The organism is Specibacter sp. AOP5-B1-6 (genome assembly GCF_052376555.1).
Lineage (GTDB): Bacteria > Actinomycetota > Actinomycetes > Actinomycetales > Micrococcaceae > Specibacter.
Map to the genome: position 1 here is coordinate 14,328 of NZ_JBQSVT010000033.1, position 26,240 is coordinate 40,567.

The window sequence follows — 26,240 nt, forward strand, 5'->3', positions numbered from 1 at the left end:
TGCGCTGCTGGCGTAAACTTCCAATAAGGTGACTTGACTCACGGAAGGTTTACACAATGCCCCCGCACGCAATTCCCAACCCACTGCAATTTCTGGACAGCGCACTGAATCAGTGCGCCGAAGTTATAAGCTCCATCTCCTCCAACCAGGCGGAATGGCCCACGCCGTGCACCGACTGGAACGTCCAGGAACTCCTGCACCACCTGGTCGTGCAGGACCTGCACAAATACACCGTCATGGCCCGCGGAAACAATATTGACCCGCTCGCCTCGGATGCGACAGTTGGCGCCGACTGGTCGACGCGGTTCAGCGACGGTGCCGCACTGCTGATGCGGGCATGGTCAACCGCTGACCTGAGCGCCCAGGTGGCCCTGCCCGGAGGCGGCGAAGCCCCCCTGCGCAGCCGCATCGGCCTGCAAATCACCGAATTCACCGTTCATGGCTGGGACCTGGTGAAAGCCACTGGCGTGCCGGTCATCCTTGACCCGGTCCTCGCCGACCAGTCCCTGGCCTGGGCCCAGCGGATGCTGAAGCCCGAATATCGGGGCATTGAGAGGGGCATCGGACCTGAAGTTCGGGTGCCCATAGCCTCGGATGCCTATACGAAACTGGCCGGCTGGTTCGGCCGCAGTCCGTATTTTGTGGCTGGGCCGCGGGCGGAGTCCCTTAGGTAACCTTCTGGTTGCAACTTTGGCTTCAGTACGGCGGTGGGCAGCAAAGTCTGATAAAGATTGACTATCAATCAAGTGGTTCAGGTCACACAATGACGTGTGGCCTGTTCCATGTCAGCCACAAGAGAAAGTTTGCTGATGGCAAAAAGTAGGATTGCCTTAAAATCTGTTATTGCCCTTGCCGGTGTTTCCGTCCTGACCATGACGGCCTGTACCGGCCCCGCAGGCGGCGGCAGCACCGAAGACGGTGGGGCCGCGGGCGGGCCGGTAGTTGTGGGCACGACCGACAAGGTCACGTTCCTGGACCCGGCAGGGTCGTATGACAACGGTTCGTTTGTTGTGATGAACCAAATCTATCCATTTGTGTTGAACTCCGAGCCCGGAAGTGCAGAGCCGAAACCGGACCTGGCCGAAACGGCGTCGTTCACCACCCCCACCGAGTACACGGTGAAGCTCAAATCAGGTTTGAAGTGGGCCAACGGCACCGAACTGGACTCCAAGGATGTGAAGTTCTCCTTCGACCGGCAGCTGAAGATCAACGATGCCAAGGGTCCGGCTTCGCTGCTGGGCAACCTGGAAAGCGTGTCGGCCCCCGACGCCACCACGGTGGTGTTCAAGCTCAAGGTCGGCAACGACCAGACGTTCCCGCAGGTGCTGACCAGTCCCGCCGGCCCGATCGTCGATGACAGCGTTTTCAGTCCGGACGCCGTCACAACCGATGAGGACATCATTGCCGGGAAGTCCTTTGCCGGACAGTTCACCATTGAAACGTACAAGAAGAACGAGCTCATCGCGTTCAAGAAGTACGCCGGCTACAAGGGCCTGCTGGGTCCGGCCAAGTCGGACTCGGTGACCATGAAGTACTTTGCCGACTCCAACAACATGAAGCTGGAAGTCCAGAAGGGCAGCATCGATGTTGCGTGGCGAGTCCTCACGGCCACTGACATCGACAGCTTGAAGTCGGACAAGAACGTCAAGGTCGACATTGGGCCCGGTGGCGAAATTCGCTACATCGTGTTCAATTTCGACACGATGCCGTTCGGTGCCAAGACGGACACGCCGGACGCCGCCAAGTCGCTGGCTGTCCGCCAGGCCATGGCTGACTCAATTGACCGCCAGGCCATAGCCGACGAGGTGTACAAGGGCACCTTCCTGCCGCTGTACTCGCCGGTGCCGGCCGGCTTCACCGGCGCCATCGAGCCGCTCAAGACCATGTATGGCGACGGCAACGGCGGGCCGGATGTGGACAAGGCCAAGAAGGCACTGGCCGACGCCGGTGTGGAAACACCTGTGACGCTTGACCTGCAGTACAACCCCGACCACTACGGCAAGTCCTCGGGCGATGAGTATGCAGCCATCAAGGCCCAGCTGGAAAAGACGGACCTGTTCAAGGTGAACCTGCAGTCAACCGAGTGGGTTTCCTACTCCGACCAGCGCGTCAAGGACGCCTACCCGATGTACCAGCTGGGTTGGTTCCCTGACTACTCGGATGCGGACAATTACCTGACACCGTTCTTCAGCAAGAACAATTTCCTGAGCAACCACTACGACAACCCTGAAGTTCAGAAGATGATCACCGAACAGGTCACCATGAACGACCAGGCCAAGCGCACCCAGCTGATCGAGGACATCCAGACGGCTGAGTCCAAGGACCTGTCCACGCTGCCGCTGCTGCAGGGTGCCCAGGTTGCCGTGTCCAACGTCAAGGTCAACGGCACCAAGGACACCCTGGACGCATCGTTCAAGTTCCGTTTGGGCGTCTTGTCCAAGTAATGCCTCTCCGGCAATCACTGACGAGTTGAGCAACTGGCACAAGGCGGGGCTTTCTGCAAAGGATGCCCCGCCTTTTGCACGGCCTGCTCGTGTTTTTGCACGGGCTGTGCGGGCGCGAAGCAGGACTGCGCGAACGCCCGGGTGCAGACACCGTGATCCCCTGAACCAAAAGAATTTTGAAAAGAATATAGGCGCACATGACCGCAATGATTGACCTGCCGGTGGAAGAACCCGCCGCGCAGGTGCCCAAGAGCAAGGGGAAGTCGGGTGGCAGCCTCGGTAAATACCTGGCCATCCGCTTTGTCTTGATTTTTCCCACCATCTTCATCCTCGTCACCATGGTGTTTTTCCTGATGCGCCTGACCGGCGATCCCATCTCGGCCGCCCTTGGCGACAGGCTGCCTCCCGAGCAGCTGGCCATCCGTGTCCATGAGGCCGGCTACGACCGGCCCCTGTTCATCCAGTACTTTGAATACCTCGGGCAGATCGCCACAGGAAACTTTGGCCGCACCATCTCGGACAACCTGCTGATCTCCGACATGCTGGCAACCTACGGCGCAGCCACCCTTGAACTGGCCTTCAACTCCTTGATCGTGGCCCTTGCCATCGGCATCCCCTTTGGCATGCTCGCCGCCTACCACCGCGACAAGTGGCAGGACGCCATCTCCCGCGTGCTGGCCATCGCGTTCTACGCAACCCCGGTCTTCTTCGCCGGCCTGCTGTTGAAACTGGTGTTTGCCGTGTGGCTGGACTGGCTGCCCGTGGCCGGCCGCGGCACCACAACCACCGAAATATCCATGGCCCAGTTGGCGGCGCCAACCGGCATTTACTGGCTCGATGCGCTCCGCAGCGGGAACATGACAGCGTTTTGGGACGTCGCCCAACACGCCATCCTGCCCGCCGTCGCCCTCGGACTGCTCACCGCGGGAATCTTCCTGCGCCTGGTGCGCACCAACGTGATCGGCACTCTCAGCAAGGACTATGTTGAGGCCGGGCGTTCCCGCGGCGTCAGCGAATTCCGGCTGCTCACCAAGCACGCCTACAAGCCGGCACTGATCCCCATCATCACCGTGATGGGCCTGCAGATCGCACTCCTGCTCGGCGGCGCGGTCCTGACCGAAACCACCTTTGAGTGGAAGGGGCTGGGCTTCCAGCTGGCCCATTACCTCACAGCGCGTGACTTCGTCGCCGTCCAGGGCATCGTGGCCCTGCTGGCAGTGATCGTGGCGGTCACCAACTTCATCGTCGACGTCATTGCCGCGCTGATCGACCCGAGGGTGAGGTACTAGGCCTTGGAGACCAAAAAATCGCTCTTGAGCCGCCTGCCCATCGTCGCCCAACTGAAAAAAAGTGTGGGACTCCAGCGCGGCATGCTCATTGCAGGCATCGCCATGACGCTCCTGTTCCTGCTGACGGCGGCACTGGCGCCGTTGCTTGCCCCGTACGGCGCCAGCGAACGCTTCAACGAAACCCAGGCACCGCCGTCGTCCGTCCACATTTGGGGCACGACGGCGGGAGGTTACGATGTCTTTTCCCGCACCATCTGGGGTGCCCAGACGGCATTCCTGGTGATTGTGGTGGCCGTTGCGCTGTCAATCTTCCTTGGCGTGATCCTGGGGCTGCTCTCCGGATACATTGGCGGCTGGCTTGACCGGATCCTGGTGGTTGTCGCCGACGCCATTTACGCGTTCCCCACGCTGCTGCTGGCCATGGTGATGTCCATCGCCATCAGCCAGGGCCGCTCCGACATGTGGTCGGGAATTTTTTCGGCGGCCATTTCCATCACCGTGGTGTTCATCCCGCAGTACTTCCGGGTCATCCGCGCCGAAACGATCCGCCTGAAGGCCGAACCGTTTGTCGAGTCAGCCATTGTGGTGGGTGCCTCCAGCGTGCGCATCATGGCCCGGCACATCTACAAAAATGCCACCCGGACACTGCCGTTGATCTTCACACTCAACGCCTCGGAGGCCATCCTGACCCTGGCCGGGCTGGGCTTTTTGGGCTTTGGCATTGAGCCGTCGGCCGCGGCGGAATGGGGCTACGACCTTAACCACGCACAATCGGATGCCACCTCCGGCATCTGGTGGACGGGAGTGTTCCCGGGCGCCGCCATCGTGCTGACGGTGCTGGGGCTGACCCTGCTGGGTGAGTCCATGAACGACCTCAACGACCCGCGCCTGCGCGGGCGCAAGCGGGCCGCGAAGAAGGCCCGCGGCAACAAAAAACAAGAGGAGTTGGTGGAGGCATGAGCCGCTCCACAGATAAAGCTGCAACCGGCAAGTCCGCAGGCAGCACCAGCCGGCGCGGTCCGGCCCCCGCCGGCGAATCCGCACCTCGGCAGGTGCTGGACATCGCCGAGCTGAAGGTCACCTTTGCCACCGACCAGGGCGACGTGAAGGCCGTCAAGGACGTCTCCTTCAGCGTTGCCCCGGGTGAGATTGTGGCGATCGTGGGCGAGTCTGGCTCGGGCAAGACCGTCACGGCGAAGGCCATCCTGGGTCTGCTCCCCGAGACCGCCCAGAGCAGCGGGGCCGTGGTCATCAGCGGCAACGACATCATCACGGTCAGTGCGCACCAGCTGCGCCAGATCCGTGGACGCGACGTGGCCATGGTGTTTCAGGAACCGTCCACGGCGTTGAACCCCGTATACACGGTGGGCTGGCAGATTGCCGAAGGGCTGCGCGCACACCGGCCGGAAGGGAAACGGGTCGGCAGGAAGGAAGCCCGCAAACTGGCCATTGAGGCACTGGGCAAGGTCGGCATCCCCGAACCGGACAAACGTGTCGACTACTACCCGCACCAGTTCTCCGGCGGGCAGAAGCAGCGGGTTGTCATTGCCGCGGCACTTGCGCTGAATCCCGGCCTGATTGTGGCGGATGAACCCACCACCGCCCTCGATGTGACCGTCCAGGCCGAAATCCTGGAACTGCTGCGGGACCTGCGTGATCGGTACGGCACTTCCATTGTGCTGATCACCCACAACATGGGCGTCGTCGCAGACCTGGCCGACCGTGTCGTTGTCATGTTCCAGGGCGACGTCGTGGAGGAAGCCGGCGCCGAGGAGCTGTTCGCGGCGCCGAAGGAGCCATATACGCAGAAGCTGCTCGCCGCCGTGCCGCACCTGGGCCGCAACTCCGCCTCGGCGGGCTTTACCGAGCGCGCGTTCCAGGACAAGGAGGTGCTGGTCCGTGCCACCGATCTGGAGATTGAATACCCCGGAAGGCTGGGCAGTCCGGCCTTCCGGGCGGTGGACAAGGTCTCGTTCACCATCAGTGCCGGGGAGGTTTTTGGCCTGGTGGGGGAGTCCGGTTCGGGCAAGACCACCATCGGCCGGGCCATCGCCGGGCTGAACCGCACCACCGGCGGTTCCCTGAACGTGCTCGGCTACGAGATGCTCAACTACAAGGAGCGCACGTTCCGGCCCCACCGGAAGGACATCGGCTTTGTGTTCCAGGATCCCGCAGCCTCGTTCAACCCGCACCTGACAATTGGCGAGTGTGTGGCCGAGCCGCTGATCATCCACACCGATCTGTCGGGGCCGGCCGTCACCAAAAAGGTCCAGGAGCTGCTCGACTCGGTGCAGCTGCCCGGCGCCTACGCCAAACGGTATCCGCACGAACTCTCCGGCGGCCAACGCCAGAGGGCCTCGCTTGCCCGCGGTCTGGCGCTCAAGCCAAGGCTGCTCATCGCCGACGAGCCCACCTCGGCACTGGACGTTTCGGTGCAGGCGAAGGTCCTTGAACTGTTTCGTGAGATCCAGACAGAGCTGGGCTTCGCGGCCTTGTTCATCAGCCATGACTTGGCCGTGGTCGACATCCTGGCCGAGTGGGTCGGGGTGCTTTACAAGGGCAAGCTGGTGGAACAGGGGATCGGCAACCAGATCATGGGCAACCCGCAGGACGCCTACACGAAGCGCCTGATCGCCTCGCTGCCCGTGCCCAACCCGGCAGAGCAGGCGCAGCGCCGGGCGGCACACCAGGCATTGCTGGCTGCCAAGTAGTTTTCGGCGGTGCACCGGATGGACACGAGTTTTGTCCGCCCGGTGCACCGCCTAAACTGTGTCTATGACCGAACCGAGCCACACGCAGCACCTGTCCGTCGAAGATTTTGACCCGGCCGCCAGTTCCCTGACAGGCGCCGTCGACCCTGCCGTCATGGCCGAGCTGCTGTCCATCCGCTCCAGCATCGACAATTTTGACGCAACCCTGGTGTATTTGCTCGCCGAGCGGTTCAAGGCGACCCAGCGCGTGGGCATCCTCAAGGCCAGGCACCAGCTGCCCCCGGCCGACCCCAACCGCGAGAAGGCCCAGATCCACCGGCTGCGTGCCCTAGCCGAGTCCGCCAACCTCGATCCCGCCTTTGCCGAAAAGTTCCTGAACTTCATCATCAGCGAGGTCATCCACCACCACCAGGCCATTTCGGAGAGCCACTCCGCCGTCGCCGCAACCGGTGTTGTTCCCGTGGTGAGCCTTGACGGCCAGGGCTTTGTGGCCGACCCCGCCGCCACCTCCGCCGCCGATGAATCCACGGCAACCACGGACGACGGCGGCACGCAGCTTCCGTGATCCCCGCACCCAGCCAGCCCCCGAGTGCCGCGCGCGGCAGTGCTTTCCCCGAGGTTGCCACCGCCACCTCGCTGGGCCAGTGGCCGGGCACCGACCCGGTCGAGGCGGCCAAGGTCTCACTGGGCTTGTTCACTGTCCCGCACCTGCCTTCTCTTGTTGATCTGCCGGCCCGCGGCGTCGGCTCCGACGCCGTCGGCCGCACGGCGGCATTGCTGGTGGAGCTTCCCGTTGACGTGCAGCCGTATGGCTGGCGCTTTGTTGACAGGCCCGGCCACGACCACCGACGGGCCGCGTCGGCGCTTTCAACCGACGTCAACGTGCTGGCCGACGTTGCCGGTGCAGGCGGGACCATGCCGCCGGAACTCAAGGTCCATGTGACCGGTCCGGTGTCACTGGCCGCCGCAATTCATTTGCACTATGGTGAGCGGGCCTTGCGTGATTACGGTGCCCGGCGTGACATTGCCCAGTCGCTGGCCGCCGGGCTGGCGGTGCACGCGCAAAAGGTGGGAGCCGCGGTGCCGGGCGCAGAGTTGACCCTGCAGATTGACGAACCGGACGTGGCGGCGGCCCTGGCCGGGACCATCCCCACGGCGTCGGGTTACAGGACGCTGCGCGCAATCCCGGTATCGGAACTGCGCCAGACCTGGAACACCCTGGTTGGCGAAGCCCGCAAGGCCGGCTTCGCCAAGGTTGCCATCAACCTGGCTCCCGCGCAGTTGGTGCCGGGCGGGACCGGGGTCACCGGTACCAGCGCCTCCGAGCCGGGGGCCCCAGCCGCCGAAACGGCCGCGTGGCGCACAGCACTTGAGGCGGCGCTCGACTCCGGCATCGACGCCGTGGCCGTTCCCTTGGCCATCCTCGACACGGGGCACTGGGAACAGCTGGCCGGCGCCATCGAATCCGGCATGGGTGTGTGGGCTGGAACTGTCCCCGCCATGGCAGGCCAGGCCCCGCCGTCGTACGCTGCACTGGTGGAACGGATCATGCGGCCCTGGCGCGGGCTGGGGCTGGCTGAAGCCTCGCTGAACCAGCTGCGCATCACCCCGGAAACCGGGCTGGCGGCGCTGACACCGCAGGAGGCCCGGTCCGTGCTGAACCGGGCGCTGGACGTCGCGGAGGAATTGAGCGGAATTCGTTACCAATAGGGCCTTAAAAGTTAAAGTTCATTGACTAAGATTGCCTTTCGACAGCACTGTTTGAAAGGTACGGCTCATGACTCACCGCAGCGTGGCACGCGGCTCGGCAGTCCTTTTGACGCTTGCCCTGGCCGTGGCCCTGGTTGGACCCACCTCGGTTCTCCAAGGCGTGGCCGGGTGGGAAATGGCGGCCGCGGGCGGGGCGGAAGTTGTGACGCCGCCGGGAACACTGGCACCCACCCCGGACCCGGTGCAGCCAGAGCACAATGCTGTTCCCGACGGCGGCCGGGCCATCAGCCCCGGGCCCAAGGATGAGACCGTGACGGTGTGGGATCTGCCAGCCGGTGCGCGGGTCGTCAATCCGGTGTCGGGCCGAACCGAAGTCATTGATCCTGCCATTGCCCGGTCAGCGGTGCTTTTCGGCGATTCCCAGTCGGCGGGTGCCAAGGGAGTCAGCGCCTCCGACACGTGGGTGGAGAAGGGGCTCGCGGCCCGCGGCTACCAGGTCAACTTCGTGGGGGCACAGGGAATTGGGTATGTCACCAAGACGTCGTTGTCCGCGAATTATCCTGATTCCGTGGAGAGCGGAGCGGTGGTCCTGCCATATGGGAATCCAGCCCTCGTGGTGGTTCAGGGTGGCGGCAACGATGCTGCCCGGGGAGCGTCCGATGCCGAGATTTTGGCGCATGCAGCCCGCCTGCTCAGGGATCTGAAGGCCAGCTACCCGACGTCCAAGTACTTGTTCATCGGCACCCTGGCCAGCGGCACTCCGGGAGGGCGGCGCATGCAGGTTGATGCCCTGCTGGCAGGTTTTGCCAAGCACAACGGTGCGATGTTTGTCAGTGCCGGTGACTGGCTGACCCGTTACGGTGTGGCCAACCAGATGGCCGACGGCGTGCACCTGACAGCAGGCGGGCACGAGGTCCTGGCCAAGGTCCTGGCCGCCAAGCTCGCGGCACTGCAGCTCGAGGCCCCCAGCTCGCAGTAACCGGCCCCAAGTAACAGGTCCGAAGCAGCCGTCCCGAAATGGCAGCCCCCGCGGGGACGGCACCTTGCGAAGACCGGTCCTACAGGCGTCCGGCGGCTTTGAGCCTGATGTACATGTCCGCCAGCTGCGGCGGGAGTTCCTGCGGGGGTGCGTCCACAACTTCCACGCCCGCCTGCTTGAGGACGGCGGTGATGGCGGCGCGCCGGTTCAGCGCATGTTCGGCGGCAGCCGCACGATAGGTCGAGGCGGTTGTGGAACGGTCCAGCCGGGCCACATCCACCGCAGGATCGCGGACGGCCGCAACCACCACAACATGCTTTTGCGCCAGTGTTGACGCCAGCGGGATGAGGCCTTCCTCCGCAGCGCCGGCATCCAGCGAGGTCACCAAGACGACAAGGGCCCGGTGCGCGGTCACGTCGCGGACCTGCCCGGCAATGGCCGAGGCGTTCAGCTCAATCAGCTCAGGCTCAAGCGGGGCAAGACCCTGCACCATGGCATTGAGCATGTTGCCCTTGCCCGTGGAGGAAACCTTGGCCCTGACCCGGCGGTCGTACGCGACCAGGCTGACCCTGTCACCGCCGCGCTCGGCCAAAACGGCGAGCAGCAGGGATGCTTCGATGCCCGTGTCCAGGGCAGTCTCGTCGTCAATCCTGGCAGCCGAAGTGCGTGAGGTGTCCAAAACGATGACGACGCGTCGGTCCCGCTCGGGCCGCCACGTGCGGACCACCACGTCCTGCCGCCTGGCCGTGGCCCGCCAGTCGATCGAGCGCACATCATCCCCGCGCACATAGTCACGCAGTGAATCAAACTCCGTTCCGGCGCCACGGATCTGCACTGCCGCCCTCCCGTCCAGTTCACGCAGCTTCCGCAATTTTGAGGGCAGATGGCGCTTGGAATGAAAGGGTGGCAGGACCCGCAGCAGGCCGGGGGCCGGGATGCTCCGTTGCCGTGCAGCCATGCCCAACGGGCCAAATGACCGGATGGTGACATGGTGGGTGAGCAGGTCTCCACGACGGGACGGCTGCAGGGCCACGCTCAATGCCGCCCGTTCGCCCGGCCGGATCGTGGTCCTCTGCAGGGCGTTGGAAGCCCCCGCCGAAGGCTGCCAGCCGTCCTTGACCTGGGCGCGCAGCGTCTTGGCTGATTCGTTGGCCAGCCGCAAAACCGCAGTGCTCTGCTCACCCAAACGCACACCGGAGGGCAGCGCGCGGCGCAGGGCGACATGGCGCGGTGACGCGGCGAGCATCAGGTCGAGCAGCAGGACGACGGTCAGCACCGCCAATGCCAGCAGCCAGGTCATTGCTCCCGGCAGGACAATGATGGGCACCAGGGCCGCCAGCGCCAAGTAGAAGAACCTGCCTGAAATGGCCATCGGGTTCTCGCTCCTCGTCAGCGCGGCACTGGCACTGTGGCCAGAATTGAGAGCAGAATGTCGTCCACGGCGACGCCGTCCATCTCGGCTTCCGGGCGCAGGGCGACCCTGTGTCGCAGGGTGGGCAGCGCCAATGCCTTGATGTCGTCGGGGGTGACGAAGCCGCGCCCCGAAAGCCAGGCATAGGCGCGGGCCGACTTGAGGATGGCCGTCGCGCCACGCGGGGAAACACCCAGCTGGAAGGACGGGGCCGTGCGGGTGGCCCTGACCAGGTCAACCACATAAGCCAGGATCTCCCCGGCAACACCGACCTGCGCCACCTCGGTGCGGGCCTGGGCCAGCTCGGCTGCGCCGGCAACGGCACGCACGCCGGCGCCAGGCAGGTCCTGAGGGTCAAAGCCCAGGCTGTGCCTGCGGATCACTTCAATTTCATCGTCGCGCCCGGGCAGCTCCATGGTGAGTTTGAGCAGGAAGCGGTCCAGCTGGGCCTCGGGCAGCGGATAGGTGCCCTCGTATTCAACCGGGTTTTGGGTGGCGGCCACCATGAACGGCGACGGCAGCTTGCGCGAAACGCCGTCGACCGAGACCTGGTGCTCCTCCATGGCTTCCAGAAGTGAGGCCTGGGTTTTGGGCGGCGTCCGGTTGATCTCGTCGGCCAGCAGAATGTTGGTGAAGACGGGCCCCTCCCGGAAGGTGAAGGCTGAGGTGCTGGCATCGTAAATCAATGATCCCGTCACATCGCCGGGCATCAAGTCAGGGGTGAACTGCACCCGCTTGGTGTCCAGGCTCAACGCTGCGGACAAGGCGCGGACCAGCAGTGTCTTGGCCACACCCGGCACGCCCTCCAGCAACACGTGCCCGCCGGCCAGCAGGGCAATGAGCAGCCCGGTCACGGTGGCTTCCTGGCCGACGACGGCCTTGGCCACTTCGCTGCGGACGGCCAGCAGGGACTGCGCCGACGGGCTCAGGGCAGGCGGATGCTGTGGTTGGGTGCGGCCCTGGTACTGCGGAGCCTGGGCAGGCGGCATGGGGGCGGGGGGCGCGGATTCCGGGTGGGGCAGGCTCATTGCTTTGCCACTTCTTCCTCTAGGGCCGTCAGTTCAACGGCCATGGACAACATGTCTTTTTCGGTTTGTGGTGCCTCGCCCAGCAGCAGGGCGTGCACTTCTTGGTGCTTGCGTCCGCTGACGGCAACCACGGCTTCCACCACCGCGGCAGGCTCGGCGGAAATTCCCAGCCGCAGTTTCCGCGCCAACCGGGTCAAGGTGGCGTGCTGCAAGGTGCGCGCGGCAGTGTCGACGGCCCTGGCGTTCTGGTACAGGCGTGCCCGCCCGGAGAGCGTTTCGGAGGCTTTCACGATGACAGGCAGCGGCTCCGTCACGAGCGGACCGTTCCGCCGCCCGCGCCAGAACATGCCGAGAAGGGCAACAATCAGCAGCCAGGCCGACGCGGGGAAGACCCATTCCGGCATGAAATCGGACAGGGGCTGCTGCTGCTCGGCCACCGGAATGTCTTTCACCGACACCGTGTACCAAAGCAGGTTTGGGGTGCTGCCCAACAAGCCGAAGGTCAGGGCAGCGTTGCCGCGGTTGGCCAGGTTTTGATTGATGACGACGCCGGGATTGCCCAGTACTGCAATGTCGCCTGAGCTGTTGCCGGCCAGGTAGCCTCCGGCCGTGGTCTTCCCGGATGGGGAAAAACAAGTTTCGGCACCCTTGTACAGGCGCAGGGGAACAGTGGCCGAGGCGGCGCCGAGGGCGGGGGCTCCGCCGTCGATTGTTTCGGCGGCCAGCGCGGCGGGAATGTTGCAGCGGGCGGCCGCCGACGCCGTGCCGGCGGCGGTGCCCGTGCTGGCGAGGTCTGGACTGAATTTCTTCGTCGTCAGCGGGCCGGGGGCAACGGCCACCAGTTTGCCGCCCGAGCCCTGCACGGCCGCCGACAGTGCTGCCGCCTTGTCAGGGGTCAGGAGGTTGTTGGGATCGTAAAAGAGCACTGTGCTGTTGCCGGGGCCGTTGGCAGCGAGGGCATGTGTGGTGTCGGCGAGCGAATCCGTCGCCGTGACACTCACTCCCTGGTTGCGCAGCACCGACGCGGCCGCTTGGGCTCCTGCCGGGGCCGGGTTGGTGATGGACAGGGTGCCCGAAGATCGTTCCCCGCTGCTGCCCACAATGATGCCCAGCAGGGAAAGGACAACAAAGATGGCGGCGCAGACAAGCCAAAACTTGTGCTGCCGCCACCACCGTCCGGCCCGCTTGGGCGCGCTGGGGTGCTCCGCACGAAAAACCGCGCCTCCGTCGGTGCCGGCAGCCCCGGTGCCCCCGGGCACGGTGGGTCCGGAGTTCCCAGGCGGTGGCGCTTGTTCGGTGGCGGTCACGGCTGCGCCTCCTGAAAGTCTCCGGCATAGACAGGCGTTGTTTCGGCCATGGCCGTGTCTGTCGCAGCCAGCTCCTCGTACATGTCCGCCGTGGGTGGCAGGTGCCCGTAGCGCACGGAGTTGAAGAGTTCTGCGCTGTGGTGCAGGGCAACGCTGTGGGAGGGGAATGCCAGTTCCAGTTCCGCCGCGATTTCCAGGGCCGTGCGTCCGGGGGCCGGAACAGAGACATCACGTTCTTCCGCGGCTCGGACGATGGCCCGAAACTGCTCGCTGACCGCGGTGTGGAAGTCTCCGGCCTGGGCCGCCGTGCGGGCCAGCTTGCGGTGCTGCTCGGCTGTCAGCAGGAGCACACCGGCAAACACATCCCGGTCGGCGGCCTTCCTGCGGTTGAGCCGGGGTCTGACAATTAACACGATGGCAATGACGGCCACCAGTGCAAGGCCGGCAACAATGGCCAGGCCCGCGTAACCGTTGGCAACCCCGACGTTGTTCAGGAGATCCTCCACGGCCCGTTTGATCAACGCGGCGAGCTGCTCCGCCCAGCCGGGCTTGGCATCCTGATACACCTTTTGGGCAAGTTCGTCCTGTGCCCACCGTCGGGCCTCGTCGGCCCCGGGGGCAACAGGAACTTCGGCCAGGCGCAGGGCTGGGCCAATCAATGGCAACGGCATGTGGGCGGCTGCCTACTGTCCGTAGTGTCCGGGCTGCTGCGGGCCCGGGTTGTAGGGGTTGTGGCCGAAGGCGTCCGTTGCCTGGCTGCCGGGCACCACGGCACCGGGAACGGGGGAACCCGGGATCCCGCCGTCGTCCTTGCCTGTCTCGGATTCCTTCAGCAGGGCAATGTCAAAGCCGTCGCGGCGCATCCGCAGGTCAACGTAGATCAATGCCATGACGCCGGTTTGGAAGGCCAGGGTCACCGCGCCGACGATCGCACCAACGACGCTGGCGATCGCCTGGGCGACAAGCATTGCGGTGACGGATTGGTCGGCGGTGGGGTCGCCACCCATCATCAGGGGCACCAGGAAACTGACCAGCAGGCTCACCGGGGTGGTGATGACGCTGCCAATGACGGCGGCAATGATGGCCGCCAGGATCGAGGTGCCAAAGGTCCGCCACCAATTTCTGCGCGTCAGCTGCCACGACCTTTTGATGCCGGCGATGGCGCCGACATTCTCAACGACAATGGCTGCCGGGGCCAGCAGAACCTTGGTGCCAAGCCACACTGCGGCCGCCACGAAGGGCAGGCTCAGCAGGAGTGAAAGGCCGATGACGCCAAGGACCGCCGTGGACGAATTCGGTGCGTCCATGGCGAATATCAAGCCGACGACGATCGCCGTGAACAACAGGATCGCGACCAGGGTGGCGGCGGCGTAAAGCACGGCCAGGAGGATGAGGCTGCCGACGCGCGGCTTGGTCAGGCGCCACATCTGCCCAAAGGTGGTTTTGCGGTTGAGCACGGCGCGGAGCACGGGCACCACCAAGGCGCCCTGGAGGACCATTTGGATGAGCACGGCAAAGAAAGCCGTCAACAGCATGGACAGCGAAAATGTAACCAGCCCGCCGCCGAAGGCTTCCAGTTCCGCTGCGTCGTTGCTGTTGATCGTGTCCATGGTGAAAAGATCTGACATGAACCGGCCAAAGACCAGGAACATGACGGCCAGGCTCACGGCTGTCGTGGCGAGCTGGAAGATCAGGGCTGAGCCAAACATGGCCTTCCCATTGCGGCGTGCAGCCTGGAAGGCACCGTCCAGGATCTCGCCAAGGCCCAGGGGGCGCAGGGGGATGACGCCGGGTTTGGGCGGGGCGACGTAATTGTTGAATCCGGGCTGCATTCCGGGCTGGCCGGGCTGGGGCTGGCCGTACTGAGGTTGGCCGTACTGACCCCATTGGGGCTGTTGCGGCTGACCCTGGTTCGGCAGGCCCCACTGAGGCTGCTGAGGCTGGCCGTATTGTCCCCACTGAGGCTGCGGAGGCTGCTGGGGCTGGCCGTATTGTGGCTGAGCCTGCGGTGCCTGCGGCTGTGGAGGCTGCGGTGCCTGCGGTGCTTGTGGGGGCTGTCCGTATTGGCCCCACTGGGGCTGCTGAGATTGTCCGGGTTGGCCTTCTGGCTCAATCGGTGGTTGTCCTGGTTCCTGCGTCATCGTGTTCCCCTCAAAGAATCCCCCGTCAAAACATGGCGGCTCGAACAACGGTGGGTCACTGCGGGCCGCTGATGCCTGTCCAAGCAGTCGCCGACCCGGGACCTGTTGCCCGGCTCCGTCCACCATCAAACCCTATCCGGAAGATCCGAATATATTCTGTGAATGCCTGGACATTGCGGAAAGATTTGCCGTTTGTGGACAGAAGCGGGCGGTCCATGCACCAGATAGAAGGGGTGATGGGCTTTGGCACCCCTCGCAGCTGCCCAATGGATGCGTCGGATCCCCAGCAACCCGAACGTCAGTCGCAGCCAGCTTCGGCGGAAATGGGCACAAAAACCCTCGGATGGGACCCCAGTTGACGGCCGTGTGGAGCGTCGATGGGGACAATGTGGTGGTAATAGGCAAATATAGAGGTATGAAGGCACGTATTTTAGTTGTTGACGATGACGAGGCACTGTCCGAGATGATCGGCATCGTGCTCCGCAATGACGGTTTTGATCCCGTATTTTGCGCCGACGGAGCAAAGGCACTGGAGGTATTCCAGGCCAGCAAGCCGGACCTTGTCCTGCTCGACCTGATGCTGCCCGGAATGGACGGCATTGAGGTTTGCCGGCTCATCCGTGCCGAATCCGACGTCCCGATTGTCATGCTGACGGCCAAGTCCGACACCTCCGATGTCGTCCGCGGTCTTGAGTCGGGGGCCGACGATTACGTTGCCAAGCCTTTCAAGCCCGCCGAACTGGTTGCCCGCGTCCGGGCCCGGCTGCGTCCCGGCGACGTCAAGGCCCCGGAAACGCTTGTCATCGGCGAGATCTCCATCGACGTGGCTGGTCATTCCATCCGGCGCGCAGGAGAAAAGATCTCACTCACGCCGCTCGAATTTGACCTTCTCGTTGCCCTGGCCCGCAAACCGTGGCAGGTGTTCTCCCGTGAACTCCTGCTGGAGCAGGTTTGGGGATACCGCCACGCAGCCGACACGCGGCTCGTCAATGTCCATGTGCAGCGCCTGCGCTCAAAGATCGAACGTGATCCGGAAGCCCCCGAGGTTGTCCTCACCGTCCGCGGCGTCGGCTACAAGGCCGGGAACTAAGCGCTGATTGCCATGCGGCTGCGGTGAACAAGCCATGAGTCAGGACCAGGCCAAGAACGACGCCGTCACACACCGCGCTGCTCAACACCCACCCTCCGTCGGGGCTGGACAGGAGACGGCCGGCAACGCGGTGCCCGGAACCGTGTCCGCCCAACCGCCCGGCAGCGCAGACGCCCCGGGCAAGTTGTCTGAGGACAAAGCTGTCTCCGTCGAACCGTCTGCCGGGAATTCGCCCGAAATCCCGGCTGAGCCGCACGACGGAACGCCAGCTGGAAATCCGGTCCGCGCCGTGCTGGCCAAAACAGGCCACGGGCTGCGCGCCGCAGGCGCGACCCTGTGGCGCCTGGCCGTGAGGTTTCGACAGGCATGGTCCACACGGTGGCGCACATCGCTGCAGTTCCGCACCGTTGTGACCACCTTGTTGATTGCCTCGGTCGCCGTGGTTGGCGTTGGCGGCTACCTGGCCGGGCAGATTTCCAATGGTTTGTTCAAGGAACGGCTGATCCAAGCGCAGCAGGAATCGACACGGGGCGCCACCCAGATTCAAGACAATTTTTCCAATGCGAGCCTGAGCGACCAGCCGGGCGTGTCGAAATATGTGAAAGACACCCTGAAACTGCTCGAAGTGGGTGGCGCGGACGACAACCGTAAATACCTGTTGGTCAAGATCCCGGGTCAAAACAGCAAACTTGCCGTGAGTTCCGCGGATTCCGGCGGCTTGACGACCGCCATCCTCCCCGACGAATTGCGCAAGTCTGTCCAAGGGGATCCCAAGGGCCAGTTTTGGCAGTCAATCGCGCTGCCGACGGGCAGCTCCGGCGTCCATGCGGCAGTGGTTGTGGGCAGCCAGGTCGAACTGCTGAAGACCAACTACGAGCTGTACATGATCTATGACTTGAACAGCGCGCAGGTGACGTTGGACTATATTCAGTCAGTTCTGTGGCTCGCCGGCGGCATCCTCCTGGTGCTCATTGGTGTGATCATTTGGTACGTGACGCGCACGGTGGTGAACCCTGTCAGCCAGGCGGCGGCCGTCTCTGAGAAGCTGGCCGCGGGCGAGCTGGAGGAGCGCCTGGTGGTCAAGGGCGAGGACGAAATGGCCAGGCTTGCGACGTCGTTCAACAAAATGGCCACGTCACTGCAGGACCAAATCACGGCCCTGGGCACGCTTTCGGAGATGCAGCAGCGTTTTGTCTCGGATGTTTCCCACGAACTGCGCACCCCGTTGACAACCGTGCGCATGGCCGCGGAGGTCCTTTTCGATGCCCGCGAGCACTTTGACCCGATCTACAAGCGTTCCTCGGAACTTCTTTTTCACCAGGTCGAGCGCTTTGAGCTGCTCCTTGCCGACCTGCTGGAGATCTCCCGCTTCGACGCCGGCGTGGCCGATCTGGACGTGGAATCGCTGGATATTTTCTCCGTGGTGCATTCCGTGATCGACGGCGCAGCCCCGGTTGCCGAGGCCAACTCAACAGAGCTTTCGGTCGTGACCCGGCTGCGCAACCACAAGTGCATTGTCGAAATGGACTCCCGGCGCATCGACAGAATTCTGCGCAACCTGGTGCTTAACGCCGTCGAACACAGCGAGGGCAAGCCGGTGAAGATCTTTGTCTCGGCGGATGATTCGGCTGTTGCGATTGCCGTGCGGGACTACGGCATCGGCATGTCCCCGTCCTCGCTGGAACATGTCTTTTTCAGGTTCTGGCGTGCCGATGCCGCCCGGGCCCGCACCACCGGCGGCAGCGGACTGGGCCTTTCGATCGCCATGGAGGACGCCAAATTGCATGACGGCTGGCTCGACGCGTGGGGCATTCCCGGCGAGGGCTCCTGCTTCCGCCTCACGCTTCCGCGGCGCCGCGGTGAAATCCTGGACCACTCTCCGGTCCCGCTCCCTCCCGACGGCGGTCAGGGTGGCTATTCCTCGTCGTTGACCACCGGGCCGGTGCTGACCAACACCGGTGCAATGCGTGTGGTGGGTGCGTTGGGAAGCTTGAAGGCCCCTACCGGGCATGCATCCGCCAGCAGCCCGGACAAGAACAGCACCGACAAGAGCAACGTGGAGAAGAACAAAAGCGTGCGGAAGAGCTCCGGGAGCAGCAACCCGGCGACGGAGGAACAGTGATGAGTCCCATGACGAGAACCGCGGTGCGGCCTGCCCGGGGCAGTGCGCGCCGGTCCAGGACAGGGGCAGTGCGGCACTGGGCGTCCACTGCGTGGGTGATGGCCGTCGTCGTGCTTCTGTCCGTGGCAGGCTGTGCGACAATTCCAACCCATGGGCCGGTGGGCAAGAGCGATCCGCTGGCTCCGCGCAGCAATACCGTCAACATCAATTTTGAGCAGTTTGCACCTGTGGAGGGCGCCTCGCAGGAGAGCATCGTGCGCGGCTTCATTGAGTCGGGCACGGGACTCAGCGACGACTTCCAGGTGGCGCGGGAGTATTTGTCGTCGGGGCTGGCGCAGTCGTGGGCGCCTGACAAGCGCACACTTGTGTACAAGGACGCTTTTTCGGTGTCTCCGGGGAAGGAAAAAGACTCCTTTGTGCTGAAATTTGATGTGGTGTCCACGGTGGACGCCACGGGAGTGCTGACCCCGGCCAAGGACGGAGCCACCGAGAGCCTGAACATGAAGCTGGTGCAGGTGGACGGCCAGTGGCGCATCTCCGAGGCGCCCGACGGCGTGGTGCTGACCGAGGCAACCTTTGAAACGCTTTTCAGCCCCTTGTCCCTGTATTTCTACGACCCCACGTTCACCTACGGCGTTCCGGACGTCCGCTGGCTTGTCAGCCGTTCCTCACGGACCACAACGGCGATTGTCAAGGCGATGCTGAACGGTCCCGCACCGTACCTGCAAGGTGCTGTTGTCAGTGCCTTCCCCAACGGGATCACGCTCGAGCGTGATTCCGTGCCCGTCAGCGACAACGGTGTGGCGAAGGTTGGCCTGACGGCACCGCAGCTGCTGGACACTAGCGTCAAGCAGCGCCAGCAAATGCACGACCAGCTGCTGGTGACACTGCAAAAGAGCCTCAACACGGTCACCGAGGTGCAGTTTTTGGCCGACGACAGGCAGATCGACATGGGTGGGGCGGCCGACGACAGCACACCCATGATCATTGACAACTCGGTGATGACAACCCAGGTTGCGCTGTCGAAAAATGAGCTTGTCACCTTCGACGGGACCAAGATTGTGCCCATTCCCGACATGGTGTCGGTGGCGGCGTTGGTGCCGTCGGTGCCGGCAATTTCATACTCAGGCAAGGAGTTTGCCTTCCGTTCGGGTGCCGGCAACCAGATTTATTCGGTGCGCCCCGGCCAGCAACCGCTGCTCGCCATTGCCGGGGTCGCACTGACGGCGCCGTCATTCGCCCCCAACGGCTGGCTGTGGTCTGCGTCCGGGGACGGCTCCGGGGATGTCATTGCCATCAACCCGAACGACGGCGGCAAAATGGGTGCCCCTGTTGTCCTGAAGGTTCCATGGCTGGTGGGGCAGGAGGTGACAACCCTGCGTGTTTCGCGCGATGGCACCAGGGCCCTGGTCATTTCCGAGGCCAACGGTGTGAGCAACGTCAGTGTCACCGGCATCTTCAAATCAGGGGAGGTGCCCAAGGAGCTCACGGCGCCGCTGAGCCTTTTTCACACAGGCACACCGACTTTGGGTGTGTGGGTGGGGGACTCGAGTGTTGCCGTGATGGCGCCGTCGGACGCCGACCCCGTCACCATCGAGATTCTGGACCTGGCCCGGGGGCCGCAGCAGATGGACAAGCTGGCGGGCATTGAATGGCTCAGCGCCGGTTCGGGAGTGCGCAACATCCATGCGCAGACCGACAACGAGTACTTTGCGAATGTTGGCAACAGCTGGGAAGTGGTGGCCAAGGAGCTGCGACAGGCGTCGTTCGCCGGATAGCTGCGCTTCTGGTCGGGGATCGCCCCCAGCCGGAATCGCCACGGCGCGGACGGCCATGGCGGCTCATTCCTCCACAGCCGGGCTGCCCGTCGAGTAGTCCACAATGCGCCAGTTGCCGTCGTCCGCGGACGGCAACAGGCGCATGCTGGACTCATGGACAGTGACGGACGTTGACATGGACAGTGGCAGACGTGGCGGCCGTACTGACGGCCGTGATGGCGGCAGGGCCGGCGGTGGGTGGGGCAACCTCGGTGGGGGAGTCGAAGAACCAGACTTTGCACCGCTGCCGGTGACGCACAGGGGGCGTGCCAACTCGCCCTGGTTGCGGTTTTGGCTGTGGTGCGAGGGAGCTTGGCACGATTTTCTTTACTTGGTAATGCCCGCTGAGTGCGTCGCATGCGGTCGCGAAGACCAGTCCTTGTGCCCGGCATGTGCTGCCGTGCTGCGCCGACAAACGGCGGCCCCCTTCAGGGCCGAAAGCTCGGCCGATGCGCTGGTGGGAGTGTTGGGTGATTCCCATCTTTCCGTGGTGGCTGCCGGAGAATACCGGGACGCCTTGGCTGCGACCATCCTGGCCTTTAAAAACCACGGCCGCACGGAGCTTTGCGCACCGCTGGGCCGGTGCCTCGCCCGGGGGCTTTCCCACGCTTTGGCAGACGTGATGCGGTCTTCGGCGGCCTCCGTTGGGTCAGGCGGCACAGCCGCGGAGCTGCGGAACCCTCCGGATCGGCTCTGGCTGGTTCCAATCCCCAGCAGCGGCAGCGGCTGGCGCCGCCGCGGCTACGACCCGGTCGCCATGATTCTGCGATCGATGGTGCGGGAGGGGCGGCTGCCACCGGGAGTGGTGATCGCCCCGGTCTTGCGGATCAAGGCGGGGCTGCCATGGCGCCGCCACCACCAGAAGGGCCTGGGCCGGGCGGCACGACGCAGCAACGTTCGCAACACCATGAAAATCAGTCGTTGGCGGGCTCGCAACTTTTGGCTCACAGCGAAGCCGAACGGCCAACCGGCCGTCATCGTCGACGACGTGCTGACCACGGGATCAACCTTGCGGGAAGCAGCCAAAACACTGGGCCAGACAGGGCTCGAGGTGCGCGCTGCAGTGGTGCTGGCAGCGGCGCGGGCCCCGGATCGGAGCTCCGAAATGTCTGCCAAAAAAGGACTCGCCAAAAGTTTTTTGACGCAAAAGATGAATAAACCGATGCGGTGAACTAACGTGAGTAAACGGGTACCTCTAGCAAGGGGAAACCGCCCGTCGGCGGTCAGGATTGTAGCGCCAAATGCTAGCCGGCCGCCGTGTCACCGAAGATATTTGGAGGGCACCATGGAGTTCATGATCACCGGTCGCAACTTGAGTGTTTCGGACCGATTCCGCGAATATGCTGGCGAGAAGCTCACGAAGATCGAACAGTTGGCCAACAAGGTCCAGCGCGTCGATGTGAAGGTTTCCAAGGAGAGCAAGGCCCGCACCGCAGAAACTCCACTCACTGTTGAGCTGACGGTTTTGGGTCGGGGTCCGGTCATCCGCGCGGAAGCTGCCGCCTCGGACAAGTTCGCTGCTTTTGATCTGGCCTACGGGAAGTTGCTGGAGCGGCTTCGCAGGGCCAAGGACAAAAAGAAAGTCCACCATGGCAGGCACGCCCCCGTGGCCGTCAATGAGGCCACCGGCTCCCTGCCCCCCGTCAGCAGTTCCGAGCCAATCTACGCTCAGACTCCTGCCGAGGAAGTCACGGACACGTCGCCCTACGACATTGAGAACGACATTCCCGCCGGCGATTCACCAGTGCTGATCCGCCGCAAGGTCTTCCCGGCCACGGCATTGTCCCTCGACGATGCGGTGGACAACATGGAAATGGTCGGCCACGACTTCTACCTGTTCGTCGATTCAGCAACCGGCATCCCCTCTGTGGTCTACCGCCGCAAGGGCTGGACCTACGGTGTCATTTCCCTCGATGACAACGCCGAGGTTCCCGAAGAAATCTCCGCCTACCGGTCTGCGGATGAGCCGGCCAAGGTCTGATCCCAGATTCAGACACACGCAACATGCCAGCAACGAGGATAGTCAAGGGACGTAGGGAATGAACGCACGGTTGAGCCTGCCACAGGCCCGCCGCGTTGCACTCCACTCCCAGGGACTGGCCAGAGTCCGGTCCACGGAACCCGTCACACCACGGGCCGTGGGCCGGACTTTTGCCAAATTGCAGCTGGTGCAGATCGACTCAGTCAACATTATTTCGCGCAGCCATTTTCTGCCGTTCTTCTCCCGACTGGGAAATTATGACCGCAGCATCCTCAATTCGATGGCGGGGACGGCACCGCGAAAGATGATGGAGTACTGGGCGCACGAGGCCAGCTTCATCCGGCCGGTCCACTTCCACGACCTGCGTGTGTGGCAAAACCGCAGCTGGGTGGGATCCGACAGCCTCGAACCAGCGCTGCGGGAGGCCCTGGAGGCCCAGATTCTGGAACTGCTGGCGGGGAGCCGTGCGCTGACAGCCCGTGAGGTCAAGGCCCGCATTGGTCACGAGGAACAAAACAACAAGGACGGCTGGGGCTGGAATTGGAGCGCCGTCAAAAGAACCCTGGAGGGGCTCTTTGAACAAGGGGTCGTTGGTGCAGCGTCTCGCAATGACCAGTTTGAACGTAAATATTCGCTGGTGAAAAGGGTCCTGCCGGCCGCAGTCCAAGCCGCAGGGGATGACAACCCGGACAAATACGAGGCGATGGAACGGCTCATTGCCGCGGCTGCCCAAGCCCACGGCATTGGCACAGTCCGTTGTTTTGCCGATTATTTCCGCCTGCCCGTGAAAGCCAGCGCAGCAGCTGTGGCCGCGCTCGTGCACAAGGGCGAACTGCAGCCGGTCACAGTGCAGGGGTGGAATGCCGAGGTGTTTGCCCACACCAAGGCAAGCGTCCCACGCGCCGCCCAGGCGCGGGCGCTGCTCAGCCCCTTTGACTCGCTCGTGTTTGAACGCCGCCGCCTGGAGCAGTTGTTCGGCTTTCATTACCGCCTGGAGATTTACACCCCGGCCGGGCAACGCAGATACGGATATTACGTGCTGCCCTTTCTGCTGGGCGAGAACATCGTGGCCCGCGTGGACCTGAAGGCCGATCGGCAGCACGGCCTGCTCATGGTTCGTGGCGCGTTCGGTGAGCCGGATGCGCCGGCGCACACCGCCGTCGAACTTGCCGCGGAACTGGTGCTGATGGCAGAGTGGCTGGGACTTGGCGACGTCGTCGTGCTTCCCCACGGTGACTTGGCACCGGCACTCGCTGCGGCCCTTGGGTGATTCTCCGATGCCTGCCGAGGCACTTCTGGAGGATTTGCTCGGAAACTGGCGGGAAACTGTACTTCTTCTCACGTAGACTGAACACGCCACTTTTAGGCAGCAATAGATTGGGAGCAACTTCGTGCCATCACTTCTTGAGCGGGTCCTTCGCACAGGCGATCGCAAGACACTAAAACGACTCAACGTCCTTGCCGACGCCATTGATTCGCTGGAGGACTCTTTTCAGACCTTCACCGACGCTGAACTGCGCGAGGAAACGGACAAGCTCAAGGCCCGCCACACTGACGGCGAGTCGTTGGATGATCTGCTCCCGGAGGCGTTCGCTGCCGTGCGTGAAGCGTCGTCCCGCACCCTCGGCCTGCGCCACTTCCGCGTCCAGCTCATGGGTGGTGCCGCCCTGCACCTGGGCAACATCGCAGAAATGAAAACCGGTGAAGGCAAGACCCTGGTCGCGACCGCGCCGGCGTATCTCAACGCGCTCACCGGCAAGGGCGTCCACATCGTCACCGTCAACGACTACCTGGCGCAGTACCAGTCCGATCTGATGGGACGCGTATTCAGGTTCCTGGGGCAAACCAGCGGTTGCATCGTCTCCAACCAGGACCCCACCGTCCGCCGCGCCCAGTACGCCGCCGACATCACCTACGGCACCAACAACGAATTTGGTTTTGACTACCTGCGCGACAACATGGCATGGAGCAAGGACGAACTGGTCCAGCGCGGCCACAACTTTGCGATCGTGGATGAAGTGGACTCCATCCTCATCGATGAGGCCCGCACCCCGTTGATCATTTCCGGCCCGGCGTCCGGCGATGCCAACCGCTGGTACGGCGAATTCGCGAAGGTCGTGCTGCGCCTGAACGTTGAAGAAGACTACGAAGTTGACGAGAAGAAGCGCACCGTCGGCGTCCTTGAAGACGGCATTGAAAAGGTTGAGGACTACCTTGGCATCAGCAACCTGTACGAATCCGCCAACACGCCGCTGATTGGGTTCCTGAACAACGCCATCAAGGCCAAGGAACTGTTCAAGCGCGACAAGGACTACGTCATCATGGACGGCGAAGTCCTCATCGTTGACGAGCACACCGGCCGTATTTTGTCCGGACGCCGCTACAACGAAGGCATGCACCAGGCCATTGAAGCCAAGGAAGGCGTGGAGATCAAGGCTGAGAACCAGACCTTGGCCACAGTCACCCTGCAGAACTACTTCCGGCTGTATGAGAAGCTCTCGGGCATGACCGGCACCGCCGAAACCGAAGCGTCGGAATTCATGGGCACCTACTCGCTCGGCGTTGTTCCCATCCCCACCAACAAGCCGATGGCCCGCGCCGACCAGGCTGATCTGGTGTACAAGAACGAAGTCGTGAAGTTCGACGCCGTCGTGGCCGACATTGCCGAACGCCACGAGACCGGACAGCCGGTCCTGGTGGGCACAACAAGCGTGGAGAAAAGCGAATACCTGTCCAAGAAGTTGGCCGAGGCAGGGGTCAAGCACGAGGTTTTGAACGCGAAGAACCACGCACGGGAAGCCGCCATTGTGGCACAGGCAGGCCGTCGCGGCGCCGTCACAGTAGCCACCAACATGGCCGGCCGAGGTACCGACATCATGCTCGGCGGCAACGCCGAGTTCAACGCTGTTGCCGAGCTCGCCGCCCGTGGACTTGACCCGGAAGAAAACGCGGAAGAGTACGAGGCAGCCTGGGACGAGGCGTTCGAGCAAGCCAAACTGGCCGTCAAGGACGAGCACGAGGCTGTTTTGGAAGCCGGTGGACTGTACGTCCTGGGCACCGAGCGCCACGAGTCACGCCGCATCGACAACCAGCTGCGCGGCCGTTCAGGCCGTCAGGGTGACCCGGGCGAATCCCGGTTCTACCTCTCCCTGACCGATGACTTGATGCGCCTGTTCAACTCAGGTGCCGCCGAACGGCTCATGTCACGCTCGTCCATGCCCGACGATGTTGCGCTGGAGTCCAAGCTGGTTTCCAAGGCCATTGCCTCCGCACAGGGACAAGTCGAAGGCCGCAACGCGGAACAGCGCAAAAACGTCCTCAAGTACGACGACGTCCTGAACCGCCAGCGCGAAGCCATCTACAGCGACCGCCGCCGCATTTTGGAAGGCGGAGACCTGCACGAAAAGGTCCAGCACTTCCTGGAGGACACGGTCAACGAGATCATCGAGGCTGCGCTGAGCAACGGACACCCGGGAGACTGGGATTTCCAAACTCTCTGGAACAACCTGCGCACCATCTACCCCGTGGCTCTCACGGTCGAGGAGATCGCCGAAGAAGTTGGCGGCGAAGGCCGGATCACGGCTGAAACGCTCAAGACCGAGCTGCTTTCCGACGCCAAGGTGGCCTACCAGGAACGCGAGGCGGCCCTGGGCTCGACCACCATGCGCGAGCTGGAACGCCGTGTTGTGTTGTCCGTGGTGGGTCGCAAGTGGCAGGAACACCTCTACGAAATGGATTACCTCAAGGAAGGCATCGGACTGCGCGCCATGGCCCAGCGTGATCCGCTCGTTGAGTACCAGCGTGAAGGCTACGAGATGTTCCTGTCCATGATGGCGGGCATCCGCGAGGAGAGTGTCGGCTTCCTGTTCAACCTGGAAGTGCAGGTTGAAAACTCACCCGATGCCGCCGTAGGCGTCGTGGCAGACGCACCGTCGGCACTGATGGGCCGCGTGGACGGCGCCGCACCCGGTGCCGGCGACCACGATCACGATGCGCCACACATCACGGCTCCGGGGCTTGAGGCACCGGCCAAGCCGGCACAGCTTCAGTTCAGCGCCCCCGATGCCCAAGGTGATGCCGAGACGCATGTCGAGCGCCGCAGCGGCGGCCTGCCGCCGTCGGCCAAGCGTCCGGCAAGCAAAAACAACAAGAAGAAGAAAAAGCGCTAACACCCGTTTTCGCACTTCTGCAGGGAATGCCGCCGGTGTTG

Annotated in this window: 20 protein-coding genes; 15 read left to right on the plus strand and 5 right to left on the minus strand. The window is 63.6% G+C overall.

The annotated features are described in order from the left end of the window. Positions 1-56 precede the first annotated feature (56 nt). The 8 genes from ACT3TS_RS14905 to ACT3TS_RS14940 all read left to right on the plus strand — a co-directional run bounded on the left by ACT3TS_RS14905 (position 57) and on the right by ACT3TS_RS14940 (position 9,133). Positions 57-674: a TIGR03086 family metal-binding protein gene (locus tag ACT3TS_RS14905; protein ID WP_444532302.1), complete on the plus strand. Its 618-nt coding sequence runs from the start codon at positions 57-59 to the stop codon at positions 672-674. 135 nt (positions 675-809) lie between these two features. Further along, complete coding sequence (locus ACT3TS_RS14910; protein ID WP_444532303.1) at positions 810-2,444, plus strand: ABC transporter substrate-binding protein; 1,635 nt, start codon at positions 810-812, stop codon at positions 2,442-2,444. 197 nt (positions 2,445-2,641) lie between these two features. After that, a complete protein-coding gene (locus ACT3TS_RS14915) occupies positions 2,642-3,733 on the plus strand; it encodes an ABC transporter permease (protein WP_444532304.1) in 1,092 nt (363 codons plus the stop codon). Between the two features lie 3 nt (positions 3,734-3,736). Continuing rightward, a complete protein-coding gene (locus tag ACT3TS_RS14920) occupies positions 3,737-4,693 on the plus strand; it encodes an ABC transporter permease (RefSeq protein ID WP_444532305.1) in 957 nt (318 codons plus the stop codon). Further along, positions 4,690-6,444 (plus strand): dipeptide ABC transporter ATP-binding protein, encoded by a 1,755-nt coding sequence (locus tag ACT3TS_RS14925; RefSeq protein WP_444532306.1) that lies wholly within the window; start codon positions 4,690-4,692, stop codon positions 6,442-6,444. The genes ACT3TS_RS14920 and ACT3TS_RS14925 overlap by 4 nt, the downstream gene beginning before the upstream one ends. 64 nt (positions 6,445-6,508) lie before the next feature. Continuing rightward, positions 6,509-7,009 (plus strand): chorismate mutase, encoded by a 501-nt coding sequence (locus ACT3TS_RS14930; protein ID WP_444532307.1) that lies wholly within the window; start codon positions 6,509-6,511, stop codon positions 7,007-7,009. Next, the gene (locus tag ACT3TS_RS14935; protein ID WP_444532308.1) at positions 7,006-8,154 is read left to right on the plus strand and encodes a hypothetical protein; all 1,149 of its coding nucleotides are present in this window, start codon (positions 7,006-7,008) and stop codon (positions 8,152-8,154) included. Before ACT3TS_RS14930 ends, ACT3TS_RS14935 begins: the two co-directional genes overlap by 4 nt. A gap of 67 nt (positions 8,155-8,221) precedes the next feature. Continuing rightward, complete coding sequence (locus ACT3TS_RS14940) at positions 8,222-9,133, plus strand: SGNH/GDSL hydrolase family protein (RefSeq protein ID WP_444532309.1); 912 nt, start codon at positions 8,222-8,224, stop codon at positions 9,131-9,133. A gap of 79 nt (positions 9,134-9,212) precedes the next feature. Here ACT3TS_RS14940 and ACT3TS_RS14945 read toward each other — a convergent pair whose 3' ends face one another. From ACT3TS_RS14945 to ACT3TS_RS14965, 5 genes are read right to left on the minus strand one after another with little or no spacing between them, the layout of a single operon-like run. Then, positions 9,213-10,505 carry a DUF58 domain-containing protein gene (locus ACT3TS_RS14945; RefSeq protein ID WP_444532310.1) on the minus strand — a complete coding sequence of 431 codons (1,293 nt, stop codon included), beginning with the start codon at positions 10,503-10,505 and terminating at the stop codon, positions 9,213-9,215. A 17-nt stretch (positions 10,506-10,522) separates the two neighbouring features. Further along, entirely contained in the window at positions 10,523-11,572 is a 1,050-nt protein-coding gene (locus ACT3TS_RS14950) for an AAA family ATPase (RefSeq protein ID WP_444532311.1), read from the minus strand. Further along, positions 11,569-12,879, minus strand: coding sequence for a DUF4350 domain-containing protein (locus tag ACT3TS_RS14955; RefSeq protein ID WP_444532312.1), 1,311 nt, complete (start codon positions 12,877-12,879; stop codon positions 11,569-11,571). Before ACT3TS_RS14955 ends, ACT3TS_RS14950 begins: the two co-directional genes overlap by 4 nt. Beyond that, the gene (locus tag ACT3TS_RS14960) at positions 12,876-13,550 is read right to left on the minus strand and encodes a DUF4129 domain-containing protein (protein WP_444532313.1); all 675 of its coding nucleotides are present in this window, start codon (positions 13,548-13,550) and stop codon (positions 12,876-12,878) included. The genes ACT3TS_RS14955 and ACT3TS_RS14960 overlap by 4 nt, the downstream gene beginning before the upstream one ends. Positions 13,551-13,562: 12 nt before the next feature. Further along, the gene (locus tag ACT3TS_RS14965; RefSeq protein WP_444532314.1) at positions 13,563-14,711 is read right to left on the minus strand and encodes a DUF7847 domain-containing protein; all 1,149 of its coding nucleotides are present in this window, start codon (positions 14,709-14,711) and stop codon (positions 13,563-13,565) included. 724 nt (positions 14,712-15,435) lie between these two features. Between ACT3TS_RS14965 and mtrA the strand changes: the two genes are divergently transcribed. The 7 genes from mtrA to secA all read left to right on the plus strand — a co-directional run bounded on the left by mtrA (position 15,436) and on the right by secA (position 26,199). After that, positions 15,436-16,110: an MtrAB system response regulator MtrA gene (mtrA, locus tag ACT3TS_RS14970; RefSeq protein WP_444532315.1), complete on the plus strand. Its 675-nt coding sequence runs from the start codon at positions 15,436-15,438 to the stop codon at positions 16,108-16,110. Positions 16,111-16,144: 34 nt separating this feature from the next. Then, positions 16,145-18,232: an MtrAB system histidine kinase MtrB gene (mtrB, locus tag ACT3TS_RS14975; protein WP_444532316.1), complete on the plus strand. Its 2,088-nt coding sequence runs from the start codon at positions 16,145-16,147 to the stop codon at positions 18,230-18,232. After that, positions 18,232-20,010: an LpqB family beta-propeller domain-containing protein gene (locus tag ACT3TS_RS14980; protein ID WP_444532317.1), complete on the plus strand. Its 1,779-nt coding sequence runs from the start codon at positions 18,232-18,234 to the stop codon at positions 20,008-20,010. Before mtrB ends, ACT3TS_RS14980 begins: the two co-directional genes overlap by 1 nt. Positions 20,011-20,449: 439 nt before the next feature. Beyond that, positions 20,450-21,220, plus strand: coding sequence for a ComF family protein (locus tag ACT3TS_RS14985; protein WP_444532318.1), 771 nt, complete (start codon positions 20,450-20,452; stop codon positions 21,218-21,220). Positions 21,221-21,334: 114 nt separating this feature from the next. Beyond that, positions 21,335-22,030 carry a ribosome hibernation-promoting factor, HPF/YfiA family gene (hpf, locus tag ACT3TS_RS14990; protein ID WP_444532319.1) on the plus strand — a complete coding sequence of 232 codons (696 nt, stop codon included), beginning with the start codon at positions 21,335-21,337 and terminating at the stop codon, positions 22,028-22,030. A gap of 58 nt (positions 22,031-22,088) precedes the next feature. Beyond that, entirely contained in the window at positions 22,089-23,300 is a 1,212-nt protein-coding gene (locus ACT3TS_RS14995; protein WP_444532320.1) for a winged helix-turn-helix domain-containing protein, read from the plus strand. A 121-nt stretch (positions 23,301-23,421) separates the two neighbouring features. Continuing rightward, entirely contained in the window at positions 23,422-26,199 is a 2,778-nt protein-coding gene (gene secA, locus ACT3TS_RS15000) for a preprotein translocase subunit SecA (protein ID WP_444532321.1), read from the plus strand. Positions 26,200-26,240: the final 41 nt, after the last annotated feature.